The sequence below is a fragment of the Pseudomonas sp. USTB-Z genome, assembly GCF_019691255.1.
GTDB lineage: Bacteria > Pseudomonadota > Gammaproteobacteria > Pseudomonadales > Pseudomonadaceae > Aquipseudomonas > Aquipseudomonas alloputida.
Window position 1 is genome coordinate 154022 of the sequence record NZ_JAECZP010000006.1, and the last position, 19713, is coordinate 173734.

A 19713-nucleotide genomic window follows, 5' to 3' on the forward strand; every position below is an offset into this window, starting at 1 on the left:
GCGCTGGATGTTGGAGAGTTTGAATGCAAGTACGAAGAGTTGTTACTGGGCACGATGCGCATGGCCACTCAGTGTTTGTTATTGATGACGTGGCACCGCGCTCTAAAAGCTTCCAGGATATGCCGGGCTACGGCATAGCCCAGTTGTGGGCTACGGCAACGGACGGCAGGTCTGATTCGGATCTCACTGCGGCAAACGCTTCGCTGATACCTGGGCCGGGTGGTACATCGCTTTTGATGGTCAGTTTGCCACCAGACACGGTGATGGCGGCACCTATACAACCCGAGCGGGCGCTTGCTGAAATGCTCGATTTTCTGCCGGGACTTATAGAGTCGTTCGAGAAAGAAGATCCAGCTATGCATTGCACGCCGACACTTGATTACGGCGTTTTGCTAGAGGGAGAGTTGTGGCTCGAGTTAGATAACGGTGAGCAGAGGCTCTTGCAGGTGGGCGACGTAATCATCCAACAAGGTACACGTCACGCTTGGCGAAATCGCTCATCAAGGCCGGCCAGAGCACTGTTCTTCATGCTGGGATTACATCCAATAGCGTGAATGATGTGCTGGATATCCCAAGTCGTTTAAGAGGCAGTGGGCATGAAGCGTTACCAGTTCATTGGGCTTTGCGGAAGCCTTAGAAAGCATTCCGCGCATGAGCAGATCCTGAACACCATAGCGGAGGAACTATTGCCCTCGGATTCAAGCTTAACGCTTTACAGACTTCACAATCTACCGCCCTATAACGAGGATCATGATGGGCCATCCGTTCCAGACGCTGTGCTTGAGTTAAGGCAGGCTGTCTTGGCTGCGAGCGGCATTGTCATCGGGTGCCCTGAATACAATCACGGCATGTCAGGAGTGTTGAAAAATGCTCTCGATTGGCTATCTAGGCCTCATGGAAAGTCAGTGCTTACAGCAAAGCCGGTACTCACATTTACCGCTTCCCCAGCATTTACTGGTGGGGTACGAGCTCAGCAACAGTTGAACGAAACCCTATGGGCCGTCTCTGCCGAGCTGACTCGTTATCCGCAGATAGTGATCGGTTCAGTACACAGCAAGTTATCCAATGGACGTCTTGTGGACGAGTCTACACGAAATTATCTGAGGTTGGGGGTTAAGGCGCTAAGCGAGATGATGTGACCGTAGAAGTTAACTGCAAGGTAGTCAGCAGGAGTAACTGACCTGTTATGGTTATCTCCTGAAATCGACCCAAGAAGCTAAACTTGCAGAAAGAACCCATGGATGGGGTCAGACTTAAGGGTGAGAGCTCAACAGTGCTATAAGCTGGCAGCATCAGGTACTATTCACGACAGCCGCCCCATCTCTATGAAGCCGCTGCACACGGCTATTGGCTTGGGCGGCTTTTTATAGCCACTGGTTTATATGATTAAGGCTGTTGCACATAGGCGCCGTTTGGATCGGTGACGTGGATGAGGTTGCCGTTCTGCCAACTATCTGCTTGCTGATCAGCATCAGGGATCTAAATCTTAACACGCCAATGCTGAATCCCCCGTTGATTAGTGAAGCTGACATCTGTGTGTTGGAAAGCATTACACCCACTCGCATGTGGCGGGGTGAGAAGGAATATTCCATTGGGAAAAAATGGCCTTTGTCAATTCACCAGATTAGGCGTTCAACTGCTGTGTACGCCATACGTAGTGGCTTGGTAAGTCTTCCGGCTCTAAAAGTGATGCTGCAACATATTACTATTGAAATGTCTATTTATTACGCTCGCGGTTCTAGTTTTGCTCCTGATGTGCTTAAAGAAGCAGGCAATGATAAGGATGCTTTCGTGAACGTTTATCAGAGCGCTGAGTTGCAAGTTAGAGCTTGGCAATATACGAATGAGTTTATATTTTCGGATGAAGTGCTCCGCGGGCCGCATGGTGTTTGGCTGCGTGGGAAGGCTAAGGCGCTTTGCGAACCAATTAAATACGCGGAAGCTTTGGAGCAGACTCTCGCGCGAATGAAAAAAGGTGAGTTATTTTACCAGCCGACAGTTGTTGGGGGGTGCATTTCTACTGAGGTTTGTCACAAGCGAATTTCTGTAAACTTTCTTGGGTGTGATGGCTGTAAGTCTGCTGCCATCAAACCCTCAAAAGTCCTAAAGCTCATCGAGGTTCAAGAGGCTCTGGTTTCTACTTGTGAGCCTAATAGTCCGGAATTTAACGCGGAAAACCAAACTTTATTCGAGCTTAAAGAGTTTTCCAAAACCATGAGGATGGCCGGGTGATGGACGATGGTCTAAAGGTTTACTGGGATGCGTTGAGCCGTATGGAAGAGGGTATCCCATTGATTGTTTCCCCTGATGCAGAGATTAACTACGATACAGTAGCTTTAGAGGCTGGGCGAAGTCGAGGATCTCTGAAGGCAAGCCGCCCGCAACATGCAAATATTCGAGATGCGATAGAGCGAGCAGCGAAGAAGGTCAACGATGCCCGCTCTGCGGGCGTCCCAGTTAGCAAGGCTGAGCTTAAAAGGAAAATTAAGGCAGAGCGCGAAAGGGCCGAAAGTTTCAAAGCACTGTCAGACCAAATTCTTGCTCGTGAAATCATGTTGTTACGGCATGTTGCAAAACTTGAAAAATAAATTGATCGGCTTGAGGGGCTGCGAATTGTTAAATTTCCAAAAAAATAACCAAAGTTGAGAATTTGCCAAGAGCGCTTTGAGAGTGTAGTAGTGATCTAGCGAATAGTTATGATTTATGCCGCACCTGACTTTTATTAAATCAAAATTTCGATAGCAACAAAAACTATATGCTCGTCGATTGCATATTAGGTCGCTTTATTCAGAAACGCCTCTGCAATTTGAGGTTTCCGCCCAAAGCCCCGTGCCTTGAGTACTCAAACGTTACTCCAGTAGGGCTGCCTTATACAGTCAGAAGTCTCACAGTTCGTGATGTCCGCACCCAGTGTTTAATTTCTCTCGGTTAATGAATCACTTGAGCTAACCAAGTTGCTGGAATTTGAGTCATGCCCTGGTCAGGTTTTGGCGAGCTATTTGATGCTAAGCCACTTTTAGATATCTATCTTCTGGCTGTACACATGCAGCTCTAGAGTACAAGGTTTTCGCTGTTAACTATAGAGTATCGCCAAGGAAGCGCGCCAGCGCCCACTGCAGCAGGGTCGGGCTGTGCCAATCGCTAAGGTGCTTGGCCACGCAAGCGGCCTGCAGTACGGCAGGTGGTAATACGGCATAGCCCAGGCGCAGCTCGGGCAGCAAAGTCTTGGAGAAGGTCCCGACATAGGCGACCAGCCCATGCCGGTCCAGACGCTGCAGCGCGTCCGAGGCTGGCCCGTGGTAGCGGAACTCACAGTCGTAGTCGTCTTCGATGATCAGTGCACCCAGCTCGGCGGCGCGCGCAAGCAGGGCATGCCGGCGTGGCTCGCTCATCGGCATGCCCAGCGGGAACTGGTGCGAGGGGGTGACGTAGATCAGCCGGGTGCCGTCGGCGATCTGTTCCACGCACAGGCCCTCATCGTCCACCGGCACCGATTGCAGGCGTGCCCCCAGGGCCAGGAACAATTGCCGTGCCGGCGGGTAGCCAGGATCTTCCATGGCCACCTGGCAGCCCGGTTCGACCAGCACCCGGGCGATCAGGTCCAGCGCCTGCTGGGCGCCGTTGCACACCAGCAGATCGGCTGCGCTGCAGTGCACCCCGCGCGAGTAGGCGATGTGGTGGGCAATGGCTTCGCGCAGTTCCGGCAAGCCCTGGGCCGGGAATTGGCGCTCGGGGTGGCGCTGGCTGCGGCGCAGTGCGTAGTTCAGGCAACTGCGCCACTGGTCGAAGGGGAACTGTGCCTTGCTCGAAGCACCACCGACGAAGTCATAGCGCGATGGCGCCTGCACCTGGCGTTGGCTGAGCACGGTGGCGCGCTGCTGCCAGCGCTCGAGGGAGGCGGCGCCGGCCAGGGGTATGGTGGCTGATTCGTTACTGCGCAGCGGATGGCGTGGGGTGACGAACGTGCCACGGCCGACCACGCCGCTGAGCAGGTTATCGTAGGTCAGCCGCGAATAGGCCTCGGCCACTGTCTTGCGCGATACGCCCAGTTGTTCAGCCAGCAGACGGGTGGGCGGCAGTTGGGTACCGGCGGCCAGGTGGCCGCTGTCGATACCGTCGCGCAGTTGCTGGTAAAGCTGGTCGGCCAGGCCTTTGCGGCCCTCCAGGCGAATGTGCAGTTCCATGGGCGGGTCCGGAGCGGAGGATTGCTCAGGATAGCGGATCGGCTGCGACTCAGGTGCTTGTCACAGGCTACGAAGAGGCCGAGCCAACCGCTCAGAGCCGAGCGGTGCTGACGGTGATATAGCCTTTTTCTGCCAGGGCAATGCGTATCACGGTTTCATCCTCCGGCGCGTTGCGGTTGCGCTTGATGCGCACGCCTTCAACCGCCGAAGCTTTCATATGCTCTGAAATGGCCCGCCCGTTCGCGTCGAAGAACACCTCGCTGGCCAGCAACTCGATGCGTTCGATCAATTGCCGGGAATGTTCATCGGTGGCGCAGAAGAACATGACCCCCGACAAGTGCGGGTCGTTGTCGGGGTTGGTCATGTCATGGGCCAGCATTTCGCGCAGGCTGCTGCGCAGTTCGGCGATGGGGCGGGCGTACGGGTGCATGCGGAGCCTCCTCTGGATCGCGACCTTGCGTCCTCCAGTGCCGATCATGTTTTCTGTGGGCAGAGGCAGCAAGTAGGGCGCTTCTGAGGGCGGCGTAGGAAACGTCTTAAGATGCTGGGCGGTGGTCGAACCCCAGGGTCTACAAGGCAGCAGCCCCCGCCTTGGCCACCTGGGCATCCTGTTCGGATTTGACGCCGGATACACCAATGGCGCCCACCACCTGGCCTGCCACCCGCAGCGGCACGCCACCTTCAAGGCTGGTCAGCAGGGGAGCGGTCACGAAGGCCGTGCGGCCGCCATTGACCATGTCTTCATAATCCCGCGTCTCTTTGCGCCCCAGTGCGGCGGTGCGGGCCTTTTCCATCGCGATGTAGGCACTGGCCGGTGCGCAGCCGTCCAGGCGTTCCAGGGCCAGTGGGTGGCCGCCGTCGTCGACCACGACGATGGTCACGCTCCATTGTCGGGCCTGGGCTTCCTGGCGGGCGGCGGTCAGTACGCGGGCGATTTCGGTCTGGCCGATAGCGAACTTGCTAAGCATGGGCGGGCTCCGGGTTCAAGGCGGCTTCGACGATTTCGATCCAGTGGCGCACGGGTGTGCGTCCAGCCCCATCGAGGTGGGCCTGGCAGCCTATGTTGGCCGTGGCAATGATGTGCGGTTTACCGCTTTCCAGCGCATTCAGACGATTGTCGCGAAGTTGCAGTGACAGTTCAGGTTGGGTCAGCGAATAGGTCCCTGCCGAGCCGCAGCACAGGTGGCCATCGGGCACCGAGGTCAGGGTAAAGCCAAGCCGTGTCAGCAACGCCTCTACCGCGCCGCCCAGCTTCAGTGCGTGCTGCAGGGTGCATGGGCAGTGGAAGGCCAGGCGCTGTTCGGCGCACAGGGCCAATTGTTCGATCGGCTCATCGCGCAGGATTTCCACCAGATCGCGGGAAAGTGCACTGACCCGTGCCGCCTTGGCAGCGTAATGGGGGTCTTTCTCCAGCAGATGGCCATAGTCGCGGACAAACGCGCCGCAGCCGCTGGCGGTCTGCACGATCGCCTCGGCACCCGCTTCGATGGCGGGCCACCAGGCGTCGATATTGCGCCGTGCCCGCTGCCGGCCTTGCTCCTGAGCATTCAGGTGATAGTCCACCGCGCCACAGCATCCGGCCTGCAGGATGGGTTGCACACTGATGCCCAGGCGGTCGAGCAGCCGCGCAGCCGCGGCATTGGTATTGGGTGACAGGGCTGGCTGCACGCAACCTTCCAGCATCAGTACCCGGCGCGCATGGCGCACTGCCGGACGCGGGCCGGGTGTCGTTACCTGCACCGGCAACTTGCGTTTGAGTGAGGCCGGTAGCAGCGGGCGCAACGCCTGGCCGCTGCGGGTCAGGGCCTTGAACAGTGCCGGGCGCGGCACCACCGCACGCAGGCCCAGGCGCAACAGGCGCTGGCCGAGTGGGCGTGGCACCTGCTGCTCGACCACTGCGCGGCCGATGTCCAGCAGGTCGTGGTACTTCACCCCCGATGGGCAGGTGGTTTCGCAGTTGCGGCAGGTCAGGCAGCGGTCCAGGTGCAATTGGGTGCTGGCGGTGACCGGCTCGCCTTCGAGCATCTGCTTGATCAGGTAGATGCGCCCGCGCGGGCCGTCCAGTTCGTCGCCCAGCAACTGGTAAGTGGGGCAGGTGGCGGTGCAGAAACCGCAATGTACGCAGGTGCGCAGGATGCGCTCGGCTTCGTCGGCGCGGGCCAGGCGGCGCGAGGTTTCGCTAAGGTTGGTTTGCATGGGCTGGCCTCACAGGTCCGGGTACAGGCGACCAGGGTTGAACACCCCCTGGGGATCGAGCTGCTGCTTGAGGGCGCGGTGATAGCGCATCAGTGCAACCGGCAGCGGCGGGCTGCTGGCTGCACCGGGGGCGTAGCAGGTGGCGTGGCCGCCCACCCTGGCGACCTGGTCGCGAATGGCCTGCGCCGGTGCGCAGGTCTTGAGCCAGCGCTGGGCACCCCCCCAGTCGATCAGTTGCTGGCCGGGCAGGTCCAGCTCGCCGGTGACGGTGGGTACGGACAGGCGCCACAGGGGGGCGGCGTCGGCAAAGAACGCCAGGCGCTGCTCGCGCAGGTCGCTCCAGAAGCGGTTATCGAGCGTTTCGCCCCCCAACCGCTGGCGTGCCGATTGCACCGACCCTTCGCCGCCTTCCAGGCGCAGGTACAGCGTTTCGCTGTCATGGCAGGCGGCGCTGATCGGGAGCGGTTGCTGGCCCCATTCGGCCAGCTCGGCCAGCGCTTCATTGCGGCCCATCGGCAGGCGCAGGCTCAGGCACAGGCGCGGCCGTGGCAGCACTTTCAAAGAAACCTCGGTCAGCAGCCCCAGGCATCCGAAGCTGCCCGCCATCAGGCGTGACACATCGTAGCCGGCGACGTTCTTCATCACCTCGCCACCAAAGCGCAGCAGCTTGCCGTGGCCGGTGATCACCCGTGTACCCAGTACAAAGTCGCGCACCGACCCGGCCCACGGCCGTCGCGGGCCAGACAACCCGGCCGCGACCATGCCGCCCAAGGTGGCCTCGGGGCCCAGGTGGGGTGGTTCGCAGGGCAGCATCTGGCCGGCCTCGTGCAGGGCGGCCTCGATCTCGCGCAGGGGGGTACCGGCGCGGGCCGTGAGTACCAGCTCGGTGGGGTCGTAGCTGACAATGCCGCGGTGGTTGCGGGTGTCGAGTACTTCGCCGGCCACCGGGTTGCCGAGCATCGCTTTGCTGTTGCTGCCCTGGATACGCAGCGGCGTACCTTCGTTCAGCGCCTGGTTGACCTGCTCCAACAGCGTCTGGCTCATGTCGCGCTCCATGCTCATCAGAAGCGCTCCAGCTCGGGGAAGGGCAGTTGCCCCTGGTGCACGTGCAGGGCGCCGAATTCGGCGCAGCGGTGCAGGGTGGGAATGTTCTTGCCGGGGTTGAGCAGGCCCTGGGGGTCGAAGGCGGCCTTCACCGCGTGGAACAGGGTAATTTCGTCGCTGTTGAACTGCGCGCACATCTGGTTGATCTTTTCGCGCCCTACGCCGTGTTCACCGGTGATGCTGCCGCCCACCTTCACACACAGTTCCAGAATCTTGCCGCCGATCGCTTCGGCACGCGCCAGCTCGCCGGGCAGGTTGGCATCGAACAGGATCAAAGGGTGCATGTTGCCGTCGCCGGCATGGAACACATTGGCGACCCGCAGGCCATACTCCGCGGACAGGTCGCTGATGCCCTTGAGCACCCGTGGCAACTCGCGGCGCGGGATGGTGCCGTCCATGCAGTAGTAGTCTGGGGAGATGCGCCCCACGGCCGGGAAGGCGTTCTTGCGCCCGGCCCAGAAGCGAACGCGCTCGGCTTCGTCGCAGGCCAGGCGCACCTCGCGGGCCCCGGCTTGGGTCAGCACGGCGGCGACGCGCGCGCAGTCGTCGTGAACATCGGCTTCCACGCCATCCAGTTCGCACAGCAGGATCGCCGCCGCGTCCACCGGGTAGCCGGCATGGATGAAGTCTTCAGCGGCGCGGATCGCCAGGTTGTCCATCATCTCCAGGCCGCCGGGAATGATGCCGGCAGCGATGATGTCGGCGACTGCCCGGCCGGCGTCCTCGACGCTGTCGAAACTGGCCAGTATCACACGCGCCACCTGGGGCTTGGGCAGCAGCTTGACAGTGACTTCGGTGACGATACCGAGCATGCCTTCGGAGCCGGTGAACAATGCCAGCAGGTCGAAGCCGGGGCTGTCCAAGGCATCGCTGCCGAGGCTCAGGCGTTCGCCCTCGACCGTAAGGATGTCCACCTTGAGCACATTGTGTACGGTCAGGCCGTACTTGAGGCAGTGCACGCCACCGGCGTTTTCGGCGACGTTGCCACCGATTGAGCAGGCAATTTGCGAGGAAGGGTCGGGTGCGTAGTACATACCATGGGGTGCGGCGGCCTGGGAGATGGCCAGGTTGCGTACGCCCGGTTGCACGCGGGCGTAACGCCCCTGCGGGTTGACCTCGAGGATACGGTTGAAGCGCGCCATCACCAGCAGGATGCCCTTGGCCAGCGGCAGGGCACCACCAGACAGGCCGGTACCGGCGCCACGCGCAACCACCGGTACGCCGCGCTGGTGGCAAAGCTTCAACAGCGTCTGCACCTGCTCCAGGCGCTCGGGCAGCGCCACCAGCAGTGGCACGGTGCGGTAGGCCGACAGGCCGTCGCATTCGTACGGTTTGAGGTCTTCGTCGCGGTGCAGGATTTCAAGATCCGGCAGGGCATCGCGCAGCGCCTGCAACAGGGCGGCCAGGTCCACGTTGGGCAGCGCGCCATCGACGCGTTCGTCGTACAGGATATTCATTGGCTCACTCGCAACGGTTTTTGTTGTTGTTGGCGAAGCGGTCACCGATGCAGCGTGCGCGTGCTAGCGTTTGGGGTCGAGTGAGATGTTGACTGGTCCTACCAGTTTCTTCGGGCAGTACTGTTTATTCACGGTTCTGTCTGGCTAGATTGGCGCTATAAGTCAAAGTGGTCCTACCAGCAGGGGGTGCGCAGTGGGTACTGAAGGCAAGGCCAAGGTTGCCGACCAGGTGGCCGAACGGGTCGAGCGGCTTATCGTCGAAGGCGTGCTCAAGGTGGGCCAGGCGCTGCCATCGGAGCGGCGGCTGGTGGAAAAACTTGGCTGTTCACGTTCGGCCTTGCGTGAGGGCCTGCGCGTTCTGCGTGGGCGCGGCATCATCGACACTGAACAGGGGCGGGGTTCGTTCGTCGCCGATCTCACCGGGCAGGTGGGTGCTACGCCTTTGATGCACCTGTTCAGTTCGCAACCGCGCACGCTGTTCGACCTGCTGGAGGTCAGGGCGTTGCTGGAGGCTGAGTCGGCGCGGCTGGCGGCGTTGCGGGCTACCGACGTCGACCGCCTGCTGATCCGCCGGCGCTACGAAGAAATGCTGGCTGCGCACGAGGCTGCGCAGGCGCTCGATGCCCGTGAGCATGCCCGCCGTGACCATGCCTTTCACCGGGCGATCAGTGAGGCGTCGCATAACCCGGTGCTGGTGCATACCCTGCAATCGCTCAGTGACCTGACGTTGAGCACGGTGTTTGCGTCGGTCAACAACTTGTACTGCCGGCCAGCGCAGAAACGCCAGATTGATCGGCAGCATGCGCGGTTGTACCGCGCAGTCATGGAGCAACTGCCCGAGCAGGCGCAGCGGGCGGCGCGTGAGCATATCAACGGCATACGCGACAGTTTGCGGGAGATCGAGCAGGAAGAGCAGCGCCTGGTCAGGGCGACCATGCGTATGGATGGCTGGGCGTGAAGCGGCCTTGTATCGGCCCTCTCGCGTCGAACCGCCGCGAAAGGGCCGGTACAGGTTTACTCAATGGTCAGCCACAGGGTCATCTTGCGACAGGATGGCCCGGGCCAGCTCTTCATCGTTGGCCTGCAACCCAGGATGGTCCTTGCGGGCCTGTTCAAGCGCCGACTCCACATAGGCGCCGCGGATGGCACCGCCGCTGGCGACGAACGCTGAAAGTTCGTCACGGGCCGGGATGATCCGTTTGTCATCCTTGAAGGTCGAATACAGCGAAGCGGAAATACCGGCCGAGGTGGCGACGTCGCCCGCATCGACGCGGGCCAGGGCAGCACCGGCAGGCACCAGGAGCAGCAGCGCAGGGGCGAGCAGTAGGTGGCGCATGTCGTGTTCTCCAGTAACGTGAAGCACAGGGAAATAAACCACTCAGTGTCTAAGACGGTTGAGGCGTTCGGGTAGTTCCCTTCTGCTGGCAGGAGCGTGGCGGGGATGAAGGTGCACCTGCCGCTGATGATGTGGCTGAACGCACGGTTTCAAGGTGTCGACGGAGCGCGTCGTGGATTGACCGCGTCGGGACGCGCGTGATTTGCTTGGGTGGAGGGCTTCGCGGGCAAACCCGCAGAGCGCCCTGCCGATCATTCAAAGGAAACTGAAGGTTCGCCCATGTCCGACTACAGGCTGCATTGCTTCGCCGAATCCGGCAACGCCTACAAGGCTGCGCTCATGCTTGAACTCACCGGCCAGAACTGGCAGCCGGTGTTCGTCGACTTCTTCCATGGCCAGACGCGTGAGCAGACCTGGCGCGATGAGGTGAATGAGCAGGGCGAGGTGCCGGTGATGGAACACGCTGGCAAGCGCTTCACCCAGTCTGCGCTGATCCTCGAATACCTTGCCGAACAGACCGGCCAGTTCGGGCCTCGCGATGAAGATGAAAAGCGTGAGATCTGGCGGTGGATGCTGTTCGACAACCATAAGTTCACCAGCTATTACGCTGCGCTGCGCTTTCTGTTCTGCCTGAAGAACACCGGCGAAACCGATGTCACGCGGTTCCTGCGCGAGCGTGCCACGGCGGCTTACCGTATTGTCGACGCGCACCTGGCGAAGACGCCATTCATGGTTGGTGGTCGGTTGACCATCGCCGACCTGTCGTTGGCGGGGTATGTGTTCATGCCAGAAGACACCGGTATCCTGTTGGCAGCGTTCACGCACATCGAGGCCTGGAAAGCCCGTATCCAGGCGCTGCCGGGGTGGAAACACCCGTATGAGCTGATGCCGCGCACGGCATCCTGACTCATTCGCGACTAAAGCCGCCTGCACAGCGGCTACGCCAAATCATGTGTGTGGCACACCCCGAGTGGGTGCGCCGCCCGCATACTCCGGCTTCAGGTGCCCTTGCTCATCCAGCAGATAAGCATCCATCACTTCCCGCACCACCGGCCCTGCGACCCGGCCTCCAGCCTCACCGTTCTCGATCATGACCGCCACCACCACACTGGGGTGCTCAGCCGGAGCAAAGCCGACAAACAGGGCGTTGTCGCGGTGGCGCTCCAGGGTCTTGTTGCGGTTGTAACGCTCACCCTGCTTGATCGCCACCACCTGCGCGGTACCACTCTTGCCGGCGATCCGATACTGCGCGCCTGCCGCTGCGGCGCGGGCAATGCCGCGCGGGTCGTGCATGACCATCTGCATGCCCTGGCTGACCTGGTCCCAGGCATGCTTGTCGTGCAGCACGATGTCGGGCATGGGGTTTGGGTCGATCGGCGTATCGCCACCCACGGTCATGGCCAGGTGCGGACGGTGCCACACGCCCTTGCTTGCCAGCAGGCTGGTGGCCTGGGCCAGCTGCAGGGGGGTGACCTGCATGTAACCCTGGCCAATGCCAAGGATCAGCGTCTCGCCCGGGAACCAGGCCTGGCGTCGTGTGGCGCGCTTCCACTCGGCCGAGGGCATCAGCCCGGAGGCTTCCTCGAACATGTCCAGCGACACCTTCTGGCCCAGGCCGAACTCGGCCATGTAGTCGTGCAGGCGGTCGATGCCCAGCTTGTGCGCCAGGTCGTAAAAGTAGGTGTCGTTGGAGCGCATGATGGCGGTGTACATGTCCACCCAGCCGTCGCCGCTGCGGTTCCAGTTGCGGTACTTGTGGTCATAGTTGGGCAGTTCGTAGTAGCCCGGGTCGAACACCCGGCTGCCAGGGGTGATCACCCCGCTGTCGAGGCCAGCGATGGCCACTTCAGGCTTCACGGTCGAGCCAGGCGCATACAGGCCGCGCAGGACGCGGTTGAACAGTGGGCGGTCGATGGAGTCGCGCAGCGCGGCATACTGCTTGAAGCTGATACCCTTGACGAACAGGTTGGGGTCGAAGCTGGGGTTGCTGACCATCGCCAGTACGTCACCATTGGCCGGGTCCAATACCACCACCGAGCCACGGCGGTCACCCAGCGCTTTTTCTGCGGCTATCTGCAAATGGGCGTCCAGGGTGAGGACTATATCCTGCCCAGGGGTCGGGTCCTTGTGGTTGAGCACGCGCATCACCCGCCCCTGAGCGTTGGTCTCGACCTCTTCGTAGCCCACGTGGCCATGCAGCTGGCTTTCGTAGAAGCGCTCGATGCCGGTCTTGCCAATCGATTGGGTGCCGCGGTACTCAGTGCTGTCGAGCGTCTTGGCTTCTTTCTCGTTGATGCGCCCCACATAGCCCACTGAATGCGCGAAATGCCCGGCCAGTGGGTACTCACGGATGAACTGCGGCTCCACCTCCAGGCCCGGCAGGCGGAACTGGTTCACCGCTACCAGGGCGATCTGCTCCTCGCTCAAGCCCACCATAAGGGTCACGGGCTCGAACGGTTTGCGGCCACGGCGCAGGTCCTTGTCGAACTGCTTACGGTCGTCTTCGGTCAGGCCCAGCACCTGCGTCAGGGTGTCGAGCACCTTGGCCGAGTCGCCGCCTGATCGCTCGCGGGTCATGGTCAGGTCGAAGCTGGGCTTGTTGTCGGCCAGTACCACGCCGTTGCGGTCATAGATCAGCCCGCGTTCGGGGGCGATGGGCAGCACGTGCACGCGGTTGTTTTCCGACACGGCCGTTTGTTGGTCGTGCTGCAGCACTTGCAGCACATAGAGCCGGCCCACCAGGACAGCACACAGGCTGAACACCATGGCAGCGCAGGCCAGAAGCCGACGGTTGACCAAGTGTTTTTCCTTTTCGTGGTCCTTTAGCGGGATGGGTTGCGGCATCTGTGAATCGATCCTGAGGGGTGGCAATACGCGCGCGATCGGGCCGCGGATGCTACGCAACCCGTACCGCACCCTCAAGGCGAGTCCCGGCTGCCGGCTGGCTGGCATCGGCTGTGCGCCCCATGATCAGGGCGCTGAGGGGGAACATGAAGATTTGTTCATTGCGTAGTCATGGTGGTGAGTCAAAGGGTGGTTTTTGATGGTTTGTGGATCCATAATTCGATTGTGTTCGTTAATCGAACATCAAGTTTCTTTGGTTGTAAATTTATAAACTATTGAATTTAAAAATAAAAAATATGATTTTGCCTAACGATGAGCTGAGGTTGGTCGCGCCTGATTGATAGGCAGTGCTTTCGTAACGTTGTCTGTGGATCCATTATCTGGTTGATTAGCGCCTGACAACGGCCGGAGCCCTCCTGCCGTATGCGATAACAATTACAAAAAGGGTCCAGTCATGAATGGCTATCCAGCGGCACTGAACCGTCAGGGTTCCTCCCGTTGCGCCTGCGCGTGCGCATCGTTCCTCTCGCCTGTGGCCAAGCCTGGCCGGCAGGTGACCCCATGAATACCGATCTCAAGCAACGTCTGGACAACGACCCGATGGGGCGCTTTCAGTGCCTGGCCATTGGTATTTGCATCATCCTCAACATGATCGATGGCTTCGACGTGCTGGTCATGGCCTTCACCGCCGCCTCGGTGTCTGCCGAGTGGGGCCTGAATGGGGCGCAGGTCGGGCTCCTGCTCAGTGCCGGTTTGTTCGGTATGGCGGCCGGGTCATTGTTCATCGCGCCGTGGGCTGACCGCTTTGGCCGACGCCCGCTGATCCTGCTGTGCCTGGCGCTGTCCGGTATCGGCATGCTGCTCTCGGCACTGAGCCAGAGCCCGCTGCAACTGGCGCTGCTGCGTGGCCTGACCGGGCTGGGCATCGGTGGCATCCTGGCCAGCAGCAATGTGATTGCCAGTGAATATGCCAGCAAACGCTGGCGCGGCTTGGCGGTGAGCCTGCAGTCCACTGGCTATGCGCTGGGTGCGACCCTGGGCGGTTTGCTGGCGGTATGGCTGCTGGGGCATTGGGGCTGGCGCTCGGTATTTCTGTTTGGCGGCATCGTCACCGTACTGGTAATCCCGCTGGTACTGCTGTGGTTGCCAGAGTCGCTGGACTTTCTGCTGGCACGCCGGCCGGCCAATGCGCTGGCCCGGGTCAACCGCCTGGCCGTGCGCCTCGGCCAACCGGCATTGGCGCAACTGCCGGCTGTTGCCGCACGGGCAGAAGGTGCCAGCAGCGGTTTCAAGCAGCTGCTGGCGCCGGCCATGCGCCGCACCACGCTGGTGATCTGGTTGCTGTTCTTCCTGGTCATGTTCGGCTTCTACTTCGTCATGAGCTGGACGCCGAAACTGTTGGTGGCCGCCGGCTTGTCGGCCCAGCAAGGCATCACCGGCGGGGTGCTGTTGAGCGTGGGCGGCATCCTTGGCGCGGCGCTGATCGGCGGCCTGGCTTCGCGCTGGCCACTGACGCGCGTGCTGGCGTTGTTCATGCTCATTACCGCCGCGCTGCTGGTGCTGTTCGTGGCCAATGGCGCCTCGGTCACTGCGGCGCTGGCGTTGGGCCTGCTGATCGGGCTGTTTTCCAACGGCTGCGTGGCTGGGCTGTATGCCTTGTCGCCGGTGGTCTATGACGCATCGGTACGCGCCACCGGCGTGGGTTGGGGGATCGGCATCGGCCGCATGGGCGCAATCCTGTCGCCGACCGTGGCTGGCGTGCTGCTCGATGGTGGCTGGCAACCCCTGCATCTGTATGGCGTGTTCGCCAGCGTGTTCGTGCTTGCCGCGGGTTGCCTGCTGCTGTTGCGCCCAACGGCCAAGCCTGCGTCTGCCTTGTCTGCTGATGCACTGAGCCACTGAGTGCAACCCGGCCTGGCCGGGTATCTGAATGCAACTTGCTGCTCCGGGTCATGCTGGCTTGGGGCGGTCTGCTGCGCCTATTGAACGTGGAGAACAATAATAATGATGGACACAACTTGCACGCTGGCCCGTTCGGCCCTGGCAGTTTCGTTGGCGTTTGGCCTTGGTTTGCCGGCCTGGGCGCAAGAGGGGGGCTTCTTTGAAGATGCCAAGGGTGGGCTGACACTGCGCAACTACTACTTCAACCGCGATTTCCGCGACCCGGGGGCCGCCAAGGGCAAGGTTGAAGAGTGGGCCCAGGGTTTCATCTTCAAGTTCAGCTCGGGCTACACCCCGGGGCTGATCGGTTTTGGCCTGGACGGTATCGCCCTGTTCGGCGTGAAGCTGGACAGCGGCGGCGGTACCAGCGGCTCAGAACTGTTGCCGGTGCACGATGACGGGCGGGCGGCCGACGACTACGGTCGGGCCGGGCTGGCGGCGAAGCTGCGTATGTCCGCGACCGAGCTGAAGGTGGGGGAGTTGTTGCCGGATATTCCACTGCTGCGTTACGACGATGGCCGCCTGCTGCCGCAGACCTTCCGTGGTGCCATGCTCGACTCGCGGGAAATCGAAGGCCTGAGCCTGCAGGCCGGCCAGTACCGCGACGTGAGCTTGCGCCACTCTTCGGACATGCAGGACCTGTCTGCCTGGGCCGCGCCCGGGGTCACCTCGGACGGCTTCAACTACGCCGGCGCCGAGTACCGCTTCAACCAGCAGCGAACACTGATCGGCGCCTGGCACTCGCAATTGGAGGACATCTACCAGCAAAGCTACTTCAACCTGCTGCACAGTCAGCGGGTAGGGGAGTGGACGTTGGGGGCTAACCTTGGCTACTTCATCGACCGGGATGACGGACAGGCGCGCATCGGCGACATCCAGAGCCGCACCGGCTACGCCTTGCTGTCAGCTTCGTACAGTGGGCACACGCTGTACCTGGGGTTGCAGAAGGTCAGTGGTGACAGCCAGTGGATGTCGGTGTACGGCAGCAGTGGGCGAACCCTGGGCAACGACATGTTCAACGGCAACTTCAGCAATGCTGACGAGCGTTCGTGGCAAGTGCGTTATGACTACAACTTTGCCGCGCTCGGTGTGCCAGGGCTGCTGGCCATGGTGCGGTACGGGCATGGCGAGAACGCCACCACGGCGGCGGGCAGCAATGGCAAGGAGTGGGAGCGCGATACCGAGGTGAACTACACCTTCCAGAGCGGGTTTTTGAAGAACCTCAACATCCGGCTGAACAACGCGACCAACCGGCGCAGCTTCAACAGCGATTTCGACCAGACGCGACTGATCGTCAGCTACCCGCTGACCTTGTAGGAACGGGTTCAGCCGCGAACACCGGCGCAGCCGGTGCCATGTTCCGTGTTGCCTGCTTCGCGGGTAAACCCGCTCCTACATCTACGGCGCATGTCTTGCGCCCGGTTGTTTTCTTGGCGCGCGCCCCCGTAGGAGCGGGTTCACCCGCGAACACCGGCAACACCGGTGCCATGTTCCGCGTTGCCTGCTTCGCGGGTAAACCCGCTCCTACATTTACGGCGCATATCTTGAGACAGGTTGGTTTCTTGGCGCGCGCTCTGCCCGTAGGAGCGGGTTCACCCGCGAACACCGGCAACGCCGGTGCCATGCCTCGCGTCGCCTGCTTCGCGGGTAAACCCGCTCCTACAACAGGTCAGCAGCAACCCCACGGCTTGCGCTAAGATGCCCGCTCATGTCTTTGGAAGTCGCCTGGATGAGCAAACCCGGTCAAATGGTGCTGGTTGCGTTGCGCAAGATGATCGCTTCGGGCGAGCTGGCGGCCGGCGAGCGCTTGATGGAAGTCCCAACCGCTGAACTGTTCGGCGTTTCACGCATGCCGGTGCGCATGGCATTTCGCACCCTCGAACAGGAAGGCCTGCTGGTGCGCTTTGGTGGCCGGGGGTTTCAGGTGCGTTCGGTCAGCGCCGATGACATCGCGGGTGCGGTCGAGGTGCGCGGTGTGCTGGAGGGGTTGGCGGCGCGTCAGGCTGCAGAACGTGGCTTGTCGGTGCAAGCACGCGCTGCGCTGCAACAGTGCCTGGTCGACGGCGATCAACTGTTCGACAAGGGCTTTGTGAGCGAAGACGACTTGCAGGTCTATCACGACCTGAACATGCGCTTTCATCAGGTGATCATCGACGCCAGCCACAACCCGGCCATTGCCGTTGCCTTGGCGCGCAACGATCACCTGCCATTCGCCTCGGTCACCGCACTGGCGGTGGACCGCCATGACCTGGCTCGCGAGTACCGGCGCTTCAACTTCGCCCACATGCAGCACCACGCCGTGTTCGACGCCCTGGTCAACCGCCAGGGTGCCCGCGCCGAAGCGATCATGCGCGAGCACGCCAATGCCACCTTGCGCTATGCCGAAACCTTTGGTGGGGCAGCGGCGGACGCGGGCATGAAAGTCATCCTGCCCTCGTCGTAAGCCGGGTCAGATGTCCAGCACCAGCAGCGGCGTCTTCGAGCGTGAGCAGCAGGGCGTGAACTGATCGTTCAGGGCCTGTTCCTCTTCGGTGAGAAACAGATCGCGATGGTCCGGTGTGCCCTGCAGCACGCGTGTCAGGCAGGTGCCGCAAATACCCTGCTCGCACGACAGGGCGATCTCGATACCGTTCTCTTCCAGCACCTGCACCACGGTCCGGTCGGCTGGCACCTCGAACACCTGGCCCGTGCTGCCCACCTGCACCGAGAAACTGCCATCGTTGCTGGCATCCACCGGTGCTGCGGCGAAGTACTCGCGGTGCAGGTTGGCCTCCTGCCAGCCCAACCCCTTCGCGCTGTCCAGCACATGCTGCATGAACCCGCCGGGCCCGCATACATACAGGTGCACATCAGCTTGCGGGTTGCCCAGCACCTGGGCGATGTCCAGCGCCGTTTCCGGCTGCTCGTCAAAATGCACGAACAGCCGATCAGCGAACGGCGCGCTGCGAATCCGCTCGACAAACGCCGCACGTTCGCTGGAGCGGGCACAGTAGTGCAGCTCGAAGGCCTGGCCGCTGTGGGACAGCTGCTCGGCCATGCACAGGATTGGGGTAATGCCGATGCCGCCGGCAAACAGCACACTGCGCTGCGCCCCCTCGGCCAGCGGGAACAGGTTGCGCGGCGCACTGATACGCAGCCGGGCACCGGCCTGCACCTGCTCGTGCAGGCTACGTGAGCCGCCCCGCGAAGCAGGGTCGTTGAGCACGCCTATCAGATAGCGATGGCGTTCTTCGGGGTGGTTGCACAGCGAATACTGGCGCACCAGCCCGTCGGGCAGGTGCACGTCGATATGGGCGCCGGCGCTGAACGCCGGCAGCAGGCTGCCATCTGCCGCTGCCAGCTCGAAGCTGCAGATACCCTGAGCTTCATCGTTACGGGATACCACTACGGCATCGATCATGTCGGCTGTTCCTCAGGCAGGGGTGGCGCTGGTGGCGATCAGTTGCGGCTGCGGCGCCCGCTCTTTGGCGATGATCCGCTCCAGCACTTTGCGTGACTGCACGCCGCCGGCATCGATGTTCAGCTTCAGCAAGTTGCGCTCGGGGTAGGCCAGCAGGTTTTGCTGCTGACGTTCGAGCATTTCCAGGTCTTCGCTGAAAATCTTGCCCTGGCCCTCACGAATGTTGTCGGTCAGGGTCTGGTCGTGCGCAGCGAAATTGCGCGCCATGCCCCAGAAGTACCAGATAGAGGTATCGCTTTCCGGAGTGATGAAGTCGACCACGATGCTCGATGCCTTGTGCTGTGCCTCGGCGTGGTAGCCGCCCTTGCCGGCATGCGCTACACCCACTTCGATCAGCACATGGCTAGGTGGGGTGAAACGGCAGATCTGCCAGCGGTCCACCGGTACATCGTCGGCCAGGCCGTTGCCACGCAAGGCCATGCGCCAGAACGGCGGCGCCATGATGTTTTCCATGTGCCGGGCGGTGACCACTTCGTCGCCGGTGACGGTGGTGACCGGCGGCGCCTCGTCGATCTCCTTCTGGCCGATGCTGGACGCGTGCACATAGGTTTCATGGGTGAGGTCCATGAGGTTGTCGATCATCAGGCGGTAGTCGCAACCGATGTGGAACAGCCCGCCGCCGTAGGCCCACTCATCATTCACCGCCCATTCCAGATGCGGAATCAGCGCCGGGTCGGCCTGCGCCTGGTCACCGGGCCAGACCCAGATGAAGCCATAGCGCTCGACGGCCGCAAAGGTCTTGTTGCAGGGGAAGCCACGCACCCGTTGGCCCGGCATCGACACGGTCTTGCCGTCGCAACCCATCACCAGGCCGTGGTAGCCGCACACCAGGTTGCCGTCCTCGACATAGCCCAACGACAACGGTGCGCCGCGGTGCGGGCAGAAGTCCTCGACGGCGGCGACTTGGTTCTCTCGGGCGCGGTAGAACACGATTTTTTCCCCGCAGATCTGCCGGCCCAGGGGTTTGGTGGCGATTTCGTCGGGGGTGCAGGCGACGTACCAGGTGTTTTTAGGGTACATGGGAGGCTCTCCGGGGTTTTGTTTTTATTTAATGGATCCATTAAGGCTGCGACTGGCGGGCATGGTCAATGGATTTTGCTTTGTTAATGCGGATTCTGTGCGATTATCGGTTTTTAGTGGATCCATAAAAGGGGCGCCCCTGCGATTCGAGGGGGCGTCTGCAGCAGCACG

18 protein-coding genes and 1 pseudogene are annotated in these 19713 nt (G+C 61.5%); 9 read left to right on the forward strand and 10 right to left on the reverse strand.

What is annotated here, in order from left to right; genetic code table 11:
* Window positions 1–23 precede the first annotated feature (23 nt).
* The 4 genes from I8746_RS09550 (at window position 24) to I8746_RS09565 (ending at window position 2588) form a co-directional block, all read left to right on the forward strand.
* Window positions 24–554, forward strand: coding sequence for a cupin domain-containing protein (locus tag I8746_RS09550; RefSeq protein ID WP_221100547.1), 531 nt, complete (start codon window positions 24–26; stop codon window positions 552–554).
* 42 nt (window positions 555–596) lie between these two features.
* Window positions 597–1139 (forward strand): NADPH-dependent FMN reductase, encoded by a 543-nt coding sequence (locus I8746_RS09555; RefSeq protein WP_221100548.1) that lies wholly within the window; start codon window positions 597–599, stop codon window positions 1137–1139.
* 286 nt (window positions 1140–1425) lie between these two features.
* Window positions 1426–2232 (forward strand): integrase, encoded by an 807-nt coding sequence (locus tag I8746_RS09560; protein ID WP_221100549.1) that lies wholly within the window; start codon window positions 1426–1428, stop codon window positions 2230–2232.
* Complete coding sequence (locus I8746_RS09565) at window positions 2232–2588, forward strand: hypothetical protein (protein ID WP_221100550.1); 357 nt, start codon at window positions 2232–2234, stop codon at window positions 2586–2588. The genes I8746_RS09560 and I8746_RS09565 overlap by 1 nt, the downstream gene beginning before the upstream one ends.
* Window positions 2589–3086: 498 nt before the next feature.
* Here the strand turns inward: I8746_RS09565 and I8746_RS09570 are convergent.
* From I8746_RS09570 to glcD, 6 genes and pseudogenes are all read right to left on the reverse strand, one after another.
* Window positions 3087–4184 (reverse strand): annotated as a pseudogene (locus I8746_RS09570) (PLP-dependent aminotransferase family protein); the annotation flags it as partial.
* Window positions 4185–4275: 91 nt separating this feature from the next.
* Complete coding sequence (locus tag I8746_RS09575; RefSeq protein ID WP_004576022.1) at window positions 4276–4614, reverse strand: hypothetical protein; 339 nt, start codon at window positions 4612–4614, stop codon at window positions 4276–4278.
* A 139-nt stretch (window positions 4615–4753) separates the two neighbouring features.
* Entirely contained in the window at window positions 4754–5152 is a 399-nt protein-coding gene (locus tag I8746_RS09580; RefSeq protein WP_221100551.1) for a heme-binding protein, read from the reverse strand.
* Entirely contained in the window at window positions 5145–6380 is a 1236-nt protein-coding gene (gene glcF, locus I8746_RS09585) for a glycolate oxidase subunit GlcF (RefSeq protein WP_221100552.1), read from the reverse strand. The genes I8746_RS09580 and glcF overlap by 8 nt, the downstream gene beginning before the upstream one ends.
* A gap of 9 nt (window positions 6381–6389) precedes the next feature.
* Entirely contained in the window at window positions 6390–7442 is a 1053-nt protein-coding gene (glcE, locus tag I8746_RS09590) for a glycolate oxidase subunit GlcE (protein WP_047603078.1), read from the reverse strand.
* On the reverse strand, window positions 7442–8941 hold the full coding sequence (gene glcD, locus I8746_RS09595; RefSeq protein WP_003256158.1) for a glycolate oxidase subunit GlcD: 1500 nt from the start codon (window positions 8939–8941) through the stop codon (window positions 7442–7444). Before glcD ends, glcE begins: the two co-directional genes overlap by 1 nt.
* Before the next feature lie 193 nt (window positions 8942–9134).
* Between glcD and glcC the strand changes: the two genes are divergently transcribed.
* Entirely contained in the window at window positions 9135–9899 is a 765-nt protein-coding gene (glcC, locus tag I8746_RS09600; protein WP_221100553.1) for a transcriptional regulator GlcC, read from the forward strand.
* Window positions 9900–9959: 60 nt separating this feature from the next.
* On the opposite strand, the gene I8746_RS09605 is transcribed toward glcC, so the two are convergent.
* Window positions 9960–10277, reverse strand: a complete 318-nt coding sequence (locus I8746_RS09605) for a DUF2388 domain-containing protein (RefSeq protein WP_017148260.1) — start codon at window positions 10275–10277, stop codon at window positions 9960–9962.
* A 279-nt stretch (window positions 10278–10556) separates the two neighbouring features.
* Here I8746_RS09605 and I8746_RS09610 point away from each other — a divergent pair, with 279 nt between their 5' ends.
* On the forward strand, window positions 10557–11183 hold the full coding sequence (locus I8746_RS09610; protein ID WP_221100554.1) for a glutathione S-transferase family protein: 627 nt from the start codon (window positions 10557–10559) through the stop codon (window positions 11181–11183).
* A gap of 42 nt (window positions 11184–11225) precedes the next feature.
* Here I8746_RS09610 and mrdA read toward each other — a convergent pair whose 3' ends face one another.
* A complete protein-coding gene (gene mrdA / locus I8746_RS09615) occupies window positions 11226–13121 on the reverse strand; it encodes a penicillin-binding protein 2 (RefSeq protein WP_003256152.1) in 1896 nt (631 codons plus the stop codon).
* A 561-nt stretch (window positions 13122–13682) separates the two neighbouring features.
* On the opposite strand from mrdA, the gene I8746_RS09620 reads away from it, so the two are divergent.
* The 3 genes from I8746_RS09620 (at window position 13683) to I8746_RS09630 (ending at window position 17505) form a co-directional block, all read left to right on the forward strand.
* Entirely contained in the window at window positions 13683–15023 is a 1341-nt protein-coding gene (locus I8746_RS09620; protein ID WP_012051962.1) for an MFS transporter, read from the forward strand.
* 102 nt (window positions 15024–15125) lie between these two features.
* Entirely contained in the window at window positions 15126–16379 is a 1254-nt protein-coding gene (locus tag I8746_RS09625) for an OprD family porin (protein WP_221100555.1), read from the forward strand.
* Between the two features lie 412 nt (window positions 16380–16791).
* Window positions 16792–17505, forward strand: a complete 714-nt coding sequence (locus tag I8746_RS09630; RefSeq protein WP_003256147.1) for a GntR family transcriptional regulator — start codon at window positions 16792–16794, stop codon at window positions 17503–17505.
* A 6-nt stretch (window positions 17506–17511) separates the two neighbouring features.
* Here I8746_RS09630 and I8746_RS09635 read toward each other — a convergent pair whose 3' ends face one another.
* Both I8746_RS09635 and I8746_RS09640 read right to left on the reverse strand, forming a co-directional pair.
* Window positions 17512–18462: a PDR/VanB family oxidoreductase gene (locus tag I8746_RS09635; protein WP_012051965.1), complete on the reverse strand. Its 951-nt coding sequence runs from the start codon at window positions 18460–18462 to the stop codon at window positions 17512–17514.
* A 12-nt stretch (window positions 18463–18474) separates the two neighbouring features.
* Window positions 18475–19542, reverse strand: a complete 1068-nt coding sequence (locus tag I8746_RS09640) for an aromatic ring-hydroxylating dioxygenase subunit alpha (protein WP_012051966.1) — start codon at window positions 19540–19542, stop codon at window positions 18475–18477.
* Window positions 19543–19713: the final 171 nt, after the last annotated feature.